The sequence below is a fragment of the Rhizobium sp. BK060 genome, from assembly GCF_014193145.1.
Lineage (GTDB): Bacteria > Pseudomonadota > Alphaproteobacteria > Rhizobiales > Rhizobiaceae > Rhizobium.
Window position 1 is genome coordinate 1 of sequence record NZ_JACHYW010000022.1, and the last position, 14,769, is coordinate 14,769.

11 protein-coding genes are annotated in these 14,769 nt (G+C 59.4%); 3 read left to right on the forward strand and 8 right to left on the reverse strand.

Features of this window, described 5'->3' with window-relative positions; translation table 11 throughout:
• Positions 1-330 precede the first annotated feature (330 nt).
• From FHT71_RS22045 to FHT71_RS22070, 6 genes are all read right to left on the reverse strand, one after another.
• Positions 331-1,701, reverse strand: coding sequence for an alpha-glucosidase/alpha-galactosidase (locus tag FHT71_RS22045; RefSeq protein ID WP_183722034.1), 1,371 nt, complete (start codon positions 1,699-1,701; stop codon positions 331-333).
• Between the two features lie 21 nt (positions 1,702-1,722).
• Positions 1,723-3,390: an ABC transporter ATP-binding protein gene (locus FHT71_RS22050; RefSeq protein ID WP_183722037.1), complete on the reverse strand. Its 1,668-nt coding sequence runs from the start codon at positions 3,388-3,390 to the stop codon at positions 1,723-1,725.
• 10 nt (positions 3,391-3,400) lie between these two features.
• Positions 3,401-4,534 (reverse strand): ABC transporter permease, encoded by a 1,134-nt coding sequence (locus FHT71_RS22055; RefSeq protein WP_132593913.1) that lies wholly within the window; start codon positions 4,532-4,534, stop codon positions 3,401-3,403.
• 1 nt (position 4,535) lies between these two features.
• Positions 4,536-5,543 carry an ABC transporter permease gene (locus tag FHT71_RS22060; RefSeq protein ID WP_007797585.1) on the reverse strand — a complete coding sequence of 336 codons (1,008 nt, stop codon included), beginning with the start codon at positions 5,541-5,543 and terminating at the stop codon, positions 4,536-4,538.
• Between the two features lie 112 nt (positions 5,544-5,655).
• Positions 5,656-7,743: an ABC transporter substrate-binding protein gene (locus FHT71_RS22065; RefSeq protein ID WP_132593917.1), complete on the reverse strand. Its 2,088-nt coding sequence runs from the start codon at positions 7,741-7,743 to the stop codon at positions 5,656-5,658.
• Positions 7,744-7,865: 122 nt separating this feature from the next.
• Complete coding sequence (locus FHT71_RS22070; RefSeq protein WP_132593918.1) at positions 7,866-9,332, reverse strand: alpha-glucosidase/alpha-galactosidase; 1,467 nt, start codon at positions 9,330-9,332, stop codon at positions 7,866-7,868.
• Positions 9,333-9,534: 202 nt separating this feature from the next.
• Between FHT71_RS22070 and FHT71_RS22075 the strand changes: the two genes are divergently transcribed.
• Positions 9,535-10,425 (forward strand): AraC family transcriptional regulator, encoded by an 891-nt coding sequence (locus FHT71_RS22075; RefSeq protein WP_132593920.1) that lies wholly within the window; start codon positions 9,535-9,537, stop codon positions 10,423-10,425.
• Positions 10,426-10,446: 21 nt separating this feature from the next.
• Here the strand turns inward: FHT71_RS22075 and FHT71_RS22080 are convergent, their stop codons facing one another.
• Positions 10,447-11,160, reverse strand: coding sequence for a DUF899 family protein (locus FHT71_RS22080; protein WP_183722040.1), 714 nt, complete (start codon positions 11,158-11,160; stop codon positions 10,447-10,449).
• Positions 11,161-11,498: 338 nt separating this feature from the next.
• Here FHT71_RS22080 and FHT71_RS22085 point away from each other — a divergent pair, with 338 nt between their 5' ends.
• Positions 11,499-11,834 (forward strand): hypothetical protein, encoded by a 336-nt coding sequence (locus tag FHT71_RS22085; protein ID WP_132593922.1) that lies wholly within the window; start codon positions 11,499-11,501, stop codon positions 11,832-11,834.
• Between the two features lie 49 nt (positions 11,835-11,883).
• Here the strand turns inward: FHT71_RS22085 and FHT71_RS22090 are convergent, their stop codons facing one another.
• A complete protein-coding gene (locus tag FHT71_RS22090) occupies positions 11,884-12,630 on the reverse strand; it encodes a phosphoglycerate mutase family protein (RefSeq protein ID WP_183722043.1) in 747 nt (248 codons plus the stop codon).
• 187 nt (positions 12,631-12,817) lie between these two features.
• On the opposite strand from FHT71_RS22090, the gene FHT71_RS22095 reads away from it, so the two are divergent.
• A complete protein-coding gene (locus tag FHT71_RS22095) occupies positions 12,818-14,233 on the forward strand; it encodes a hypothetical protein (protein ID WP_183722046.1) in 1,416 nt (471 codons plus the stop codon).
• Positions 14,234-14,769 lie beyond the last annotated feature (536 nt).

Sequence of the window (14,769 nt, forward strand, 5' to 3'; positions counted from 1 at the left end):
AGCGCTGGCCTGCACCCGATAGGGCCGCAACGGCAGTGGAGGACGGCAAAGCCGTTGCGGGGCAACGCTGGGCCGGCAGGACCTCAAAGCCGGGGCAGGACGCGAGGCGCGGGCATCAGCGGGATGTTCAACCGCAGGCTGGCAAACCAAAGATCGGCGGACGGGCGGCGGAACAGTGAGGGTTATCCGAACACGGCCGCCCTTACCTTCCCGGCCGCCTCTCCCCGAGATCGGGCGGAAACCGGTCTGTCCGGCATGACGCGACGGCCAAAAAAAGTCCCGCGGCAAAGCCGCGGGACCTCTTAGTGGCCGTGACCGGGAGAGAGATGGTCAGGCGGCCTGAACCTTGCGGCCGGTGCGCGCCCATGCGGGCAGCCAGTCGCCGTGGGTGGCGAGCAGATCGTCGACCATGGACCAGATCTGGTCGAGGTCGAGTTCCGCAGCCGTATGCGGGTCCATCATCGCGGCGTGGTAGATATGCTCGCGATTTTCCGTCATCAGCGCCTGGACCGTCAGTTCCTGGACGTTGATGTTGGTGCGCATCAGCGCCGTCAGTTGCGGCGGCAGGTCGCCGATAAAGGTCGGCTGGATGCCGGAAGCGTCAACGAGGCACGGCACTTCGGCGGCGCAGTTGGCGGGCAGCGAGGTGATGCAGCCATTATTGCGGACGTTGCCGTAGATCACTGAGGGTTCGCCAGTCCATACCGAATTGATGATCGAGGACGCGTACTCCTTCGACTGTTTAACTTCGATCTTGTCGGCCGAACGATAGGCTTCCGCCTGTCCCTTCCAGCGCTCGATCTGCTCGATGCAACGCTTCGGATATTCGTCGAGCGGAATACCGAACTTCTCGATCAGGTCCTCGCGACCTTCCTTGATGAAGTAGGGCGTGTACTCGGCAAAATGCTCCGAGCTCTCGGTGACGAAGTAGCCGAGCCGCGTCAGCATTTCATAGCGCACCTTGTTCGGGCAGCGCGGATTCCAGCCGGGCTTCGGCGCGCGCCCTTCGCGATAGGCGTGGACCAGATCTGGATAGAGGTTCTTGTAAGAGCCATCGGGCTGACGATGCTCGAATTTCAGGTAGAAGGCCATGTGGTTGATGCCGGCCGAGCGGTAGCGAATTTCCTCGTAGGGAATATCGAGGTCGTGGGCGAGCTCCATCGCGGTGCCCTGTACCGAGTGGCAGAGGCCGACCTGCTTGATCGTGGGATATTTTTCCGCAATCGCCCAGGTGTTGATCGCCATCGGGTTGACGTATTGCAGCATGATCGCCTCGGGGCAGACGGCGAGCATGTCCTCGCAGATCTTCCACAGATGCGGCACGGTGCGCAGGCCGCGCATGATACCGCCGACGCCCAGCGTATCGGCGATCGTCTGGCGCAGCCCGTATTTCTTCGGGATTTCGAAGTCGGTGACGGTGCAGGGCTCGTAGCCGCCGATCTGGAAGGCGACGACGACGAAGTCAGCACCCGTCAGCGCCTTGCGCTGGTCGGAGTAAGTCTCTGCCTTCGCCTTGACCCCAAGCGTTGAGATCAGCTTGTTGACGACGATGGCGCTTTCTTCGAGGCGCTGCGGATTGATATCCATCAATGCGATGGTGGCGCCAGACAGCGCCGGCCGCTGCAGCACGTCACCGATAATGTTCTTCATGAAGACGGTGGAGCCAGCTCCGATAAACGTGATCTTGGGATTTCTTGCCATTATAACCTCCGGCATGTGCAATCAGGCTACCTCGAAAGCGGCTTTGACGAGCCGTTCCGTGTAGGCGGTCTTGGGATTGGTGAGAACTTCGTTGACGGGTCCCTCTTCCATGATCTTGCCATGCTGCATGACGATCACACGGTGGCAAAGGGCGCGCACGACTTTGAGGTCGTGCGAGATGAAGAGGTAGCTGAGGCCGCGCTCGTCCTGCAGCTTGCGCAGCAATTCGATGATCTGGGCCTGGACGGACAAATCAAGCGCCGAGGTCGGTTCGTCTAGCAGGATGAACTCCGGCTCGAGCGCGACGGCGCGAGCGATCGCGATGCGTTGGCGCTGACCGCCGGAAAACTCGTGGGGAAAGCGCGACAGGATATTGCCGGGCATGCCCGCCGCTGTCAGTGCCTCGCGAACGCGCTCGAGCCGTTCAGCCCTGGTCGCGCCCAGTTGGTTGACAATCAACCCCTCCTCGATGATCTGGCCGATCGTCATGCGCGGATTGAGCGACGAGAACGGATCTTGAAAGACGACCTGCATGCGCGAACGCAGCGGCCGCATCTCGGCCCGTGATTTGCCGTGGATAGGCAGCTTGTCGAAAAAGATCTCGCCGCCGTCAGGATCATTCAGTCGAAGCAGAGCCTGTCCGAACGTCGTCTTGCCGGAACCGGATTCGCCGACCAAGCCCAGCGTCTCATGGCGGCGAAGCGTCAGGTTCAGGCTATCGACGGCAACCAGTTCCTTCAACTGTGGTTTGAAGAAGCTGCCGTGGCGCATCATGAAGGAGACGCGTACGTCCCTGGCCTCCAGGATAACATCCGATCCTTCCGGTAGCGGATTGGCCTGACCGCGCGGCTCGGAGCCTAGAAGATGCTTGGTGTAGGCATGCTGCGGGTTGGCAAACAGCCGCTCCGTCGTGTTGTGCTCGCGCATTTCACCATGCTGCATCACGTAGACGTAGTCGGAGAACTTGCGCACGACCGTCAGGTCGTGGGTAATGAGGATAACTGCCATGCGCAGTTCCGTCTGGAGATTGCGAATGAGATTGAGGATCTGAGCCTGCACGGTGACGTCTAGCGCCGTAGTGGGCTCGTCTGCAATCAGCACATCGGGATCGTTGGCAAGGGCCATGGCGATCATCACGCGCTGCCGCTGTCCGCCCGAAAGCTGATGTGGATACTGCTTCAGGCGTGCTTCCGGATCGGGGATCTGAACATGCTTCAAGAGTTCCAAGGCCCGCGCCTCGGCTTGCCTGCGGCTGACCCTGCGGTGGACGCGGATCGCTTCGACGATCTGGCTGCCGACCGTGTAGATCGGGTTCAGCGAACTCATCGGTTCCTGGAAGATCATCGAGATCCGATCGCCCCGCAGTCTGCGGCGCTGACGCTCCGAAAATGTCAGGATATTGGTGCCGTCATATTCCACGCTTGAGTTGTCGGAAACGGTGGCACGCTTCGACAGAAGCCCCATGACTGTGCGGGCCGTCACGGATTTGCCGGAACCGGACTCGCCGACAATGGCAATGGTTTCTCCACGGTAGAGCTGAAAGGAAATATCCTTCACCGCATCGACGATGCCGTGCTCGACCTTGAATTTGACGCCGATATTGCGGGCGTCGATGATCGGGCTTTCAGTGCGCCCCTCGTGATCGAGGCGAACGGGCGGGGCGAAGGAATTGACGAGTGCAAGGGCCATGTTCTTCACCTCAATAAGGATCGACTGCATCGCGCAGGCCATCGCCGAGCGCATTGAACGCAAAGACGGTAATCAGGACGAAACCGACGGGCGCCAGGATCCAGGGATAGGTGCCGATCACCGAGTAATTCGCGGTGTCCTGCAGCATCAGGCCCCAGGAAATCAGCGGCGGCTTCACGGCAAAGCCGAGGAAGCCGAGGAAGGATTCCAAGAGCACGACACTCGGGATATGCAGGGTGACCGCAACGATGACGTGGCTCATCACGTTCGGGAAGATGTGCTGGAAGATGATGCGCCGGTCGGTGGCGCCGACAGCCATGGCGGCACGCACATAGTCGATGCGGGCGAGCGCCAGCGTCTTGCCGCGCACTTCGCGCGACATCTGTGCCCAGCCGAGCGCGGACATGACGATGATCACGAAACCGAGGAAGACATTAGTCGGCGCCGTCACCGGGATCAGCGACGTCAGGGCGAGATAAAGAGGCAGTTGCGGGAAGGCGAGCACCACTTCGACGAAGCGCTGAACCCAGGTGTCGAAGGTGCCGCCGAAATAGCCTGATACCATGCCGACCGTCGTACCGATCATCGTCACGATGAGGACGACGGTGAGCGCGATCGTCAGCGAAATCCGCGAACCGATGATGGCTCGTGAAAGGACGTCACGGCCGAACTTGTCGGTTCCGAGAAAGTGCACCGGCTGGCCGTCCACCGAACCGAAGAAGTGCCGGCTCGCCGGGATGAGACCAAAGAGCTTGTATTCGGCACCGCTCACGAAAAAGCCGAGGAGGCGCGGATTGTCGTAGTCAGGGCCGACAATCGGCTGGAAGGTCACGGGATCGAGCTCTTCGGATTCACCGAGCGCATAGACACGCGGCGGATAGGCGAAGTTGCCGTCTTTGTCGCGAAAGCTGATAACCTGCGGCGGGGCAAAGCCGACATCGGTCGCCTTGGGATCCATCGGCGCGAAGAAATCCGCAAAGACTGCCATGAGAAGCAGCATGCCGACGAGGATGAGACCCATCACGCCGGTCCAGGAACGCCTCAGTCGGCGCCAGACGAGCGAAAGGTAGCTTTCATTGCCATGCGGTGCATTCTTGACAGATTCTTCGTGCGGTGGCGGGGGAGCGGAATCGAAGGCGAGCATATCAGGCTCCTCCGTACTGGCGGACGCGCGGGTCCAGCATGGCAAGCAGCATATCAGCGATGATGTTGCCGACGATCAGCGTGGCAGAGAGCACCATCATGAAGGTGGCCGTGACGTAGACGTCGCCGATCGCCATGGAACCGACGATGGCAGGACCGACGGTGGGAAGCGAGAAGATGATCGCAGTCTCGATTTCGCCGGTCAGCATGTAGGGAAGCACGACGCCCTGATACATCACGAGCGGGTGCAGCGCGTTAGGGACGGCATGGCGCATGACGACCGCCCGGCCTGACAGTCCCTTGGCGCGAGCGGTTTCGACATACTGCGCGTTCAGCGTATCGAGGAGGTTGCCGCGCATGACGCGCATGTTGTAGGCGAGACCGCCGAAGGTGGCGATGGCGACAACCGGCCAGACATGGCTGACGAGATCGACGAACTTCGCCCAGGACCACGGCGCTCCACCAAATTGCGGTGAGAAGAAGCTGCCGATCTCCGAGACGTTGAATTGGAAGACAAGCAGGTAGACGATGATCAGCGCCATCAGGAAGCGCGGTACCGTCATGCCGAGGAAGGAGACGCCCGAAAGCAGGCTGTCGATCCAGGTATACTGACGGGTGGCCGCCCAGATGCCGAAGCCGATGCCTAGCACGGATGCGAAGATGTGGCAGACCAAGGCAAGCGCCAGAGTGCGCGGCAGGCGCTCGGCCACGACATCGGCGACAGGCTTGTTGTAAAACATGCTGTAGCCGAAATCGCCTTGGGAAATGATGCCCTTGATCCAGTTGAAGTACTGGATGACCATCGGCTGATCGAGGCCATGGGCAATGCGGTAGGCCTGGGCCTGTTCATCCGCCTGAGCAAAGGAAGCCCCACTTTGATTGATCAGCTGCGAACGGATGTAGTCGGCATAGTCACCAGGCGGTGCCTGGATGATCGCGAACGTCACGATGCTCAAAATGATGAGGACGGGTATCGCAGAGGCTATGCGCACGAGCAGGAATCGTAACATCGGACGGTTCGCTTCTCCTTGCCGCCAGTCGTGCCTGTCGGTACAGCCGGCTTGTTGATCTTACCCGGCCGCGCTTCACGCGCGACCGGAGTCCTCGGTTGGGAGGGAACTCTTAGTTGACTGGGCCCTTGTCACCGGGCTTGCCGGGCAGTTGCTCGGGGAACAGCTCGTATTTGCCCTGCTTGTCGGCAGCCACCCACAGACGTTCGCGGATGACGGAGTCTTCAGCCCAGTTGAACATGAAGATCGGGGTACCTTCGGGCACGTTCGAGAAGCGCTTGTTGATGATCAGCGCACCCGGATATTCCGTGAGCCCGACGGTATCGACATTCTCGGTCGCGACCTTCTGGTACTGCTTCATGAGTTCGACGCGCTCGTTGTTGTCCTGGCTGGCCTGAAACTTCGTGATAATACCCACCAGCTTCTCTTCGTAGGGCATCAGGTCAACTTTGCCGTCCTTGCCAGCGCGATGCTGCCAGCTCGTGCGTGGGCCGACGGGCGCAAGCTGCTCGGTGTTCTGGACCACCGACGCAAGCTCCGGCGAACTACGCTGGATCAACCAGTCGAAACGGCCGCCATAATGGGCATCGTCACGCTTTGCACCGTCCAAAGCATTGAGGACGACCTTTATGCCAAGCTTTTCCATCTGTCCGATGACGCCTTCGGCAAGGCTCTTGTCGGTCGCATACTGGTTGTTGACGAGAAGGACGATCTCAACGTTCTTGCCGTCTGCCGTTCCGGCGGGGAAATTGACGAAGCCGTCACCATCCGTGTCCTTCAAGCCAACCTTGGCAAGCAATTCCTTGGCGCCCTTCAGATCGAAGGGGTAATAGACGACGGAATTGCGATCGTAGAAGCTTGTGCCCGACGAGAGGCCACCGGGATAGATCGCCGTGAACGGACCCTTGACCAGCGAGTCACCGATCGCCTTGCGGTTGAGACCCATGGTGATCGCCTTGCGGAAGTCTTCATTGCGGTTGAGTTCGCGGATCGCCTGGCCACGGGCATCGGGATCGCCCCAGCCGTTGGCGGACAGGTTCATGCGCATGTTGTAGCCGATCAGGCGCGGTCCGAAGGCAAGACGCGCCGGCGCGGTCTTCTCGGCAGCGCGCTTCAGCGACGCCACGAAGTTTTCCGGTTGTTCCAGGTTGGAAAAATCGCCGGAACCTGCCACGGCCTGCACGTCGCGGTCGGCCCAGGTCGACAGCTTGTAGTGCAGCTCATTGAGGTAGGGCAGCTGATTGCCCTTCTCGTCGACCTTCCAGTAGTAGGGGTTGCGGCGCAACACGATGATGTCGTCGGGACGATATTCCACCGGCACCCAGGCCCCCATGACCGGGATGTTCATGTATTCCGGCGGGAAGGCATTCTTGAACTGGTCGTAGGTGTTCTTCGAGTATTTCGGATGCTGCGGCTTCAGGATATGCGACGGGCCTGGGCAAAAGCTCGGGTAGGCCATCGTATAAAGATACTGCTTCGGGAAAGCGTCCTTGAAGGTCCATTCGACGGTGTAGTCGTCGATCTTCGTCAGCGTCGTTCCCTCGCCGAAAGCCTCCGGCGATGCGCCGCCGCCGAGCGGCGAGACGTTGGGATCGATGACCTCGTCGTCCCAATAGAACATGACGTCGTCGGCGGTGAAGGGCACGCCGTCGGACCACTTTGCGCCTTCGACCAGGTGCATGGTCAGCTTATGGCCGTCCTGCGACCACTCCCAGCTCTTCGCAAGGTTCGGAAGCGGTTCGGTGTCCTTGGCCTGAATCTGGAAGAGAGGTGCGGTGCGCGTCAGGCATTCCGACATGCCGATATCGATGCCGCCCCAGCCCTGGGTCTGGCCGGCACCGTAATTCCATCCTTCTGGACGGCCGCCGATGACATGGCGCATGGTGTCGCCATAGACACCGACACCATCGACCATGTTCTCGGTCTTGAAGACGAGCGGCTCCTTGGGGAGGCGGTCCTTGACCGGTGGCAGCTTGCCAGTCGCGACGAAGTTCTTCGTCACCCAATCCGGCTCGTGATATTCAGGCAGCGCCTTGAACTCTTCGATCGTATCTCTCGAGACGTATTTGATCTTGCCCTCCGCCGGGAATTGCGGCGGAGCGGGCGGTGCCGTCGGCTCGGAAGCGTAGGCGTTCAAGGCCGAAACCGAGACGCTGAGCGCCAGTCCAGCAAGAATGCCAAGGTTACGGAAATTTTTCATCGTTTCTCCCTCTTGTTTCAGGGGGCACTTGGCCGCCCTGTTTCTCCTCAGACGATCCGGGGGACAGGTTTGCGCCGATGGGTTCCCTCCCGGAGCCCATCGCCACCCGTCCTCCGGGAAACTTAGACGGCCTGCTTCATTGCCGCCTTTTCGGCACGTAACTCCTCGATCGAGCGGACGTTGCGGCGGGCTGCGCCTTCCCAGTCGCGGGTCTTGACCGTCGACTTTGCCAGCCGCTCCTTGGCGGCTGGAACAACATTAGCATATTGCGGCAGCCAGCGTGCCTGGGCCACGACCATCTCGTCGACCATCTGCCAGACCTCTTCCGGGGTCGCGACAGCCCCGACCAGCGGGTCGTGCAGTACGGCAAGCTTCAGAAGGTCGATATCGCCGCTGATCGCTGCATGTACCGACATGCGCTGGACGTTGATCGACGCCATACAGGTGGCAGCGCAGGCTTCCGGAATGGTGATGCCCGAAACCATGTTGATGCCGAAGCGGTCAACGAAGCCGGGCGACTCGATGATCGCATCGCACGGCAGGTTGGTGATGACCCCATTGTTCTTGAGGTTGAAGTGACCGCGGTAGACGCGCCCCGTTTCCAGGGCCTCGAGGATATGGCTCGCATGCTCGTTCGAGCGCTTGGCCGGATCAATCGGCTTGGATGCCGATTCCAGAAATTGCGGGAACTCGGTCTCGAACCAGTTGCGGGTCTCGGTGGAGTGCCGGAGGTAGCCACCGGTTTCGCCATGGATCCAGTCGGACATGTCGATCCACTTGGTGATCTCGTCCGGGCGCTTGCGATACCAGGGGAGGTATTCCGACAGATGCCCGTTGCTTTCCGTGGAGTAGACGCCGAAGCGCTTCAGGACGTCGATACGTAGCTTTTCCTGCTGCGAGAAGACCGGATGCGCCTCGAAGGCTGCGACGAGCTCGTCCTTGCCGATCTTGCGCCCGTTGAGACGCAGGTCTACAAACCAGGTCTGGTGGTTGATGCCCGAGCAGATATAGTCGAGTTCGGAAGGCTGTTTTGCGCCAAGCACTTCGGCGATCTGTTCGGCGCCATGCTGGACACCATGGCAAAGCCCGACAGTGTCGACCTTGCCGTATTCGATCGCGGCCCAGGTGTTCATCGCCATCGGATTGGCGTAGTTCAGGAACTTGGCGCCCGGCTCAGCAACTTCCCGGATATCCTTGCAGAAGTCGAGAATGACCGGAATATTGCGCTGGCCATAGAGAATGCCGCCAGCGCAAATCGTATCGCCGACGCACTGGTCGATGCCGTATTTCAACGGAATGCGGATGTCGTCCGCATAAGCCTCCAGACCGCCGACACGCACGCAGCTGATGATGTAGCGCGCACCCGTCAGTGCCTCGCGACGGTTGGTCGTCGCCGTCACCTTGGTCGGCAGCTTGTTGGAAGAAACGATCGTGTCGAGGATCTGCTTGATCATCTGCAGATTGTGTTCGCTCAAGTCGGTGAGCGCGAACTCAACGTCCTGGAATTCCGGCACGCAGAGGATGTCGGTGAACAGTTTTTTCGTGAAGCCGACGCTGCCCGCGCCGATGATAGCGATTTTGAAACTCATGATCCTTGCCTCAATGCGATCAATTTGCCGGCGCTGAAGGATGAGAAGAAGAATTGGACGCGGGCTTGCGCTCGACGCCAAAAAAGGCCAGAAATCCGGCTTATTCTCCTCCCCGCCGCTCCTCGGTGCTGGCGGTGTTCTCTCTCTTGAGAGCGGATTATGCGCATATTCGGCGAGGCCGCCAGAGAAGGATTATGCTTTCATGGGTAATTCTGTGCTGCAAAAACTGATTGATAATGGTCCTGTCATGCGGACAGTATCGCTGCCGCGCGGCCGCCAGAGCCTGCACACGATGCCCACCAGCACCGGCTACGAGATCCGCGAGAACGCGACCTATGACTGGGATGGCCGAAAGCGCGGGCAAACACCTTTTACCGTCCTGCAGCATACGATCAGAGGCGCAGGAAACCTGCGCTACGAGAATCGCCAGCTGCAGGTGAAGGAGGGAGAGACGCTGCTGGTCCTCGTTCCGCACAATCATCGTTATTGGCTCGAGGATGGAGACCGCTGGGAGTTCTTCTGGATTTCAATGAATGGAGAAGAGGCGCTTCGTATCCATCGCTCGATCCTTGCCGTGACCGGCCCGATCTTGAAGCTGCAACCGCGGACAATCGAGCATCTGGCCGACTGCAGCCTGCGGCTGATCAATGATGCGGAGACGCCGGGACTGGCCTCCGCAATCGCTTATGAGGCAGCCATGGCGCTATATGACGACGTCTTCGGCTCGCATCCTGTCTTCAGTGAAGAGTACCGGACGATGCAGCACGTCATCGACTACATCATGGCCAATCTGGAGCGACCGCTGCCAGTGGAGGATCTTGCGCGGGTCGCGGGTCTCAGCCGGGCACATTTCTCGCGAATGTTCGCGGCCAACGAGGGCCTGCCGCCAGCAGAATTCGTTCTTCAGAAGCGCTTGAAGCGGGCGGTGAAACTGTTGACCAAGACCGCCAACATGCCTGTGAAGGAAGTGGCGATCCGCTCGGGCTTCGAGGATGCCAATTATTTCTCCAAAGTATTCCGGCGCGTCTATGGCACCAATCCGACCGAGTTCCGCACGACCGGCATGTATGCGAGCGTCGGCAAAATCCGCTGACGCCCGCGTTGAGCGGCAGCGCTATTGTGCTGTGTCGTAATCGAGTTTCGGATACCAGGTCGGCGGGCGGCCTTCAGGCGTGGTGTCAAGCACGGTCCAGAGCGGCATGAAGTCGGGTGCACCGCGTGGATCCTGGCCGGGATCTGCGGTTGCCGGCCCCATCTCCGGGTTCCAGAAATGGCGGATCACACCATCCTTGATCGTGAAGACGTTATAGGCGGCGTCATCGCTGCCATCAGGCCCAGTGGCGTGGTAGTCGCGGCTAAACTCGTCGGTCGTGTCGGAGTAGAGTGGCAGGTGATGCCAGCCGCGCTCCTTCTTGAACGCCAGCAACCGCTCGATGGGCGAGCGCGCAACAACGGCGAAAGCGACCCGCTGGCTGATATCAGGAACCTCGCCATCGAGTGCCGACAGCATGGATGTGCACATCGGGCATGGTCGCTCTCGCTGCGGCCCGTACATGTAATTGTAAATGACGAGTGTGGATTTATTTCCGAACAGGTCCTTTAGCGTTACTTCGCCGTCCGGCCCTTGAAAGCGGTAGTCCTTTGTTACCTGGCCGCCGGGAGGCAACGCACGGCGCTGCTCAGCCACGCGCTCGATATGCCGGCGCAACTCGATTTCTTCGGCGAGCAGGTCATCGCGAGCCTGCCGATATTCGAGACTTTCGTTCGGAAAACTGAGGCCGTTTCTTCTTGCCAGCTCCCTCGCAGAAACAAGGTTATTTGCATCCATCACGTGAACCTCCTCCGGTTTTTGACAGGACGATGCGGCGGATCTCGCCGACGCGTTCCGCCGTCCAAACAAGGAACGTTTGACGACTGCGAAATTCGACAGAAGGGTTCAAATTTTTTGATGCAGCCGATCGGATGCACTTTCTAGGAGCTTGAATTTGCTGCGATACTATCCGCCGTTGCAGCTAGCTGCACATTCGTTTGTCTTAGACTTTTCTCCCCTTTCCCACGCCGATTTGAGGCCTATGTCCCCTTCATCCTTCATCTCCTGGAAAGAACCAGGGGGGCTTCAAAGCAGCGTGGCAACCGGTGTCGAAGCCGCCCTCTATGGAGAGAACAATGCGATCCTTCATATCCCTGATCGAGGCAGCCGTTGTCGCGGCCGGTTCCCCAGTCGCATCTGATGACGGCAAGGGCATCGAGCGTGCTCAGGCCGTGTGCTCGTTTCTCGAAAATACCGGCTTGAATGGCAATTGTGCCGTCGATGCCAAGGAAATGCTCATCGAAGTTTCGCTAGCAGGGCAATACGACAGCCAGGCTGACTGCCCCAAGGTCGCTGACATGTTGCGGGCACATGGTTTTCAACTAGGCCCGAACTGGGAGCTTCGGATCAAGGCGAGCATCAAGGACGAGCCCGAGGTCACCGAGTGCGGTCTGGCGCCTGCCCGACAATGAAAGCCAATCTAGCAGAGCGACGTGCGTTAGCACGCCGACGGTCAAACAGCTATGGCGTCGATTTAGGCGTGATCGTCAGCGCTGATCCATGAGCTTCCCGCAACTCGCTATCGCCAACCTGGCGGTCGGTTGCCTTGTGCAGCAGGATTGAACTGTAGCCCTGAAGACGCGTTCCTTCGATCAATGTCACGTCGGAATTTCCTGGATTGTCGGAGCGCTCGAACCAGTCGACCGCGTGGCGGAGAAAGTTCATTTCAAACGCTCGATTTGTGACACCGTGGCCAACGATGACGATGTCGTTGCCTCCATCGGACACATCATCGATCACGGTTTGCACAAAAAGACGAAGCCGCTGCGCCACATCCGCCCTGCTCTCGCCATCCGGTGGCCTTGCATAGAACTTGCCGCTGTTGTTTCGCAGCCTGGCCCATTTCTCGAACTCATCTGGAAACTTCTGTCGCCGCTCCGCATGGTCGTAGATTTCGGTGAAGAGGCCAAAATCCTGCTCGCGCAAGAGGTAGTCCTCCCGAACATCCCCTACCCATTCCGGCGGCAGGGCCTCCAGCAGCGCATCCTTGCTTTGTCGCGTCCGCAGATACGGCGAGAACCATATATCCAGTCTTTGGTTTTCGCCCTGGGGCAATTCGGCAAGATAGGCCGCAACCGCTCGGCCGGCCACGAGCGCTTGTCGATAGCCCCATTGTGTCAGCGGGACATTGTGATCGCCAAACTGCCCATAGGCTTTCTCATTGATGTTGCCCAGAGATTCGCCGTGCCGGACGAGAAAGATGCGCATTGGTCGCCGTGTGTTGCAATATCAGTTGGCGCCATCATGAAGGCATAGGAGGCGCGGTGCAACTTCTGCGGCATCGGCCGGGCGGTACCTGCAATGCGGGCAGCATCCGGCAAAAAGCAAAAGCAGCAATTGAGTTAAATATTAGCGCGTGCTTTATTGCGTCTCGCGTTCACTACCGGAGGTATCTATGACCCAAGATATCTGGAAGGCATGCGTGGCTCGTCGCTCGACGGTGATCATGCTGGGTTTCGCCGGGTTCTTCGGCGTTATCGGCCCCGCACAGAGCGCGACAATCAACGTCGCACCAAAAAGCGAGGGTCGTGACGAAGGGCTCACGATCCAGGCGGCGGTTGCGCTCGCGCAGCCGGGCGATACGATCATGCTGGCGCCTGGATCCTATTTCCAGGATTTTCGATCGGTGCGGGATGGTGAGCTTGGAAAGCCGATTACGATCGAGGGCTCGCTTGGATCGGTCGTTAAAGGCGGCGGCCAGCCCCGGGTGATTGAAATCAATCACAGTTATATTGAGCTCCGGAATTTCACCGTCGATGGCCGATTTGAGAAGCCGAACACGAAGAAGAGCTATCGCGACAAGCTGCTCTACGTGATCGGAAACACACCTGGAAAGGAATTGACGGGGCTTCGCGTGCTCGGGATGGATATTCGCAACGCGGGCGGCGAGTGCGTGCGCCTGCGCTATCAGGCAAGGCAGAATGAAATTGCTTATTCCAGAATAAGTTCGTGCGGCCGCTTCGACTTCGTGTTTAACGATGGCGGAAAGAATGGCGAGGGCATCTATATCGGAACCGCGCCGGAACAATTAGGCGGGCGTGGCGCGCCGGATAAGGCGATCGATCATTCTGATCGGAACCGTATCCACGACAACGTCATCGCTACCGGAGGCAATGAATGCGTCGACATCAAAGAGGGCTCGAGTGGCAATATTGTCGAGAAGAATAGCTGCACTGGGCAGAAGGACCCCAATTCCGGTGGCTTTGACTCGCGCGGCAACGGCAATGTCTTCCGCTACAATCTAGTCTACGACGTCGTGGGGGCCGGCGTGCGCCTTGGCGGCGACGAAGCGGCCGATGGCATCGGTAACGACGTCTACGGGAATACCTTTCGCAATGTGGGTGTCGGGCTGATCCGGGCGCAACGGGCGCCTCAGGGAAAGATCTGCGAGAATATTTCTCAGAACAATAAGGTCGTCAGCACCAATTCGATCGGCAAGACACTTGATCCGACCGGGCCATGCGACGGACCGAAGGCAACGGCAGATCTGCGAACCCAATCGGCGGCTGCGTCAAACCGATCCGAGGTGGCGAAGAAAATCGAGAAGGGTAGCAATCCGCTAAGCTGCGGACCCTCCGTTGCCGGCTGTGTGATCGGGCGCCTGGAAGGCGACGATCGCAACAGAATCAAGATCGTCGATGCTAGCGACGTCGTCTTGCGCGGCCACCACCTGATTCTGACCGATGCCGTCGGACCTGACGGGAAAGCGATGCCACTAAAGCCGCTCGCGGGAAAGTTGATCAGGATCGAATACACCAGTATTCAGAAGAAGCGGTTTGCCGGCGCCAGGATTATCGAGGTGGTCAACTAACCCGGTGCGGGCGCGACTTGCCGTCACAGACAGTGAACGATGGATCTGCGCGCCGGGGCCCACGCATCATTGGCTACCGCCAGCGAAACCGATGGCGGAATACGTGCAGCGTCAGCGCATGCAAAGGCGCCGGGTACCGTCGTTTCCTTGGCGGTGTCGGTGCGCATCTGGGTGCCGAACGGCGTCTCTTCCAACTCACAGCCGAGAGGTTCTGCTATCGGCGTGGCGGGAGGCAGTGAAAAGGCCGGCGACGGACAGCTTGCGTCCACCGGCAAGTGCGATATCTGCACGCCCTTCCATGCGTGCAATTGGCATCGCCTCTATCTTGCTGCGTTCTTGGCATCAAGCGTTCCTGCACTATTGGTGAGAAGGGTCCGGCTGCACTCACCCCGATCTTGTCTTGGTTCAAATTCATCGCCATGGCCGTAAGAGCAATGAAAGATACTCTTGCCCCATCGCTCACTCATTCGTTCAATTTCAAGCAGGGTGTCTGTCACGGCGGCGAACAAAAGCCGCCGTCCTTCGCTGAATCGCTG

Coding starts and splice junctions, on each gene's coding strand:
- FHT71_RS22080 (WP_183722040.1), bottom strand. CDS start 11,160: ATGGATGCAAATAACCTTGTTTCTGCGAGGGAGCTGGCAAGAAGAAAC.
- FHT71_RS22095 (WP_183722046.1), top strand. CDS start 12,818: ATGACCCAAGATATCTGGAAGGCATGCGTGGCTCGTCGCTCGACGGTG.
- FHT71_RS22055 (WP_132593913.1), bottom strand. CDS start 4,534: ATGCTCGCCTTCGATTCCGCTCCCCCGCCACCGCACGAAGAATCTGTC.
- FHT71_RS22050 (WP_183722037.1), bottom strand. CDS start 3,390: ATGGCCCTTGCACTCGTCAATTCCTTCGCCCCGCCCGTTCGCCTCGAT.
- FHT71_RS22090 (WP_183722043.1), bottom strand. CDS start 12,630: ATGCGCATCTTTCTCGTCCGGCACGGCGAATCTCTGGGCAACATCAAT.
- FHT71_RS22045 (WP_183722034.1), bottom strand. CDS start 1,701: ATGGCAAGAAATCCCAAGATCACGTTTATCGGAGCTGGCTCCACCGTC.
- FHT71_RS22060 (WP_007797585.1), bottom strand. CDS start 5,543: ATGTTACGATTCCTGCTCGTGCGCATAGCCTCTGCGATACCCGTCCTC.
- FHT71_RS22085 (WP_132593922.1), top strand. CDS start 11,499: ATGCGATCCTTCATATCCCTGATCGAGGCAGCCGTTGTCGCGGCCGGT.
- FHT71_RS22065 (WP_132593917.1), bottom strand. CDS start 7,743: ATGAAAAATTTCCGTAACCTTGGCATTCTTGCTGGACTGGCGCTCAGC.
- FHT71_RS22070 (WP_132593918.1), bottom strand. CDS start 9,332: ATGAGTTTCAAAATCGCTATCATCGGCGCGGGCAGCGTCGGCTTCACG.
- FHT71_RS22075 (WP_132593920.1), top strand. CDS start 9,535: ATGGGTAATTCTGTGCTGCAAAAACTGATTGATAATGGTCCTGTCATG.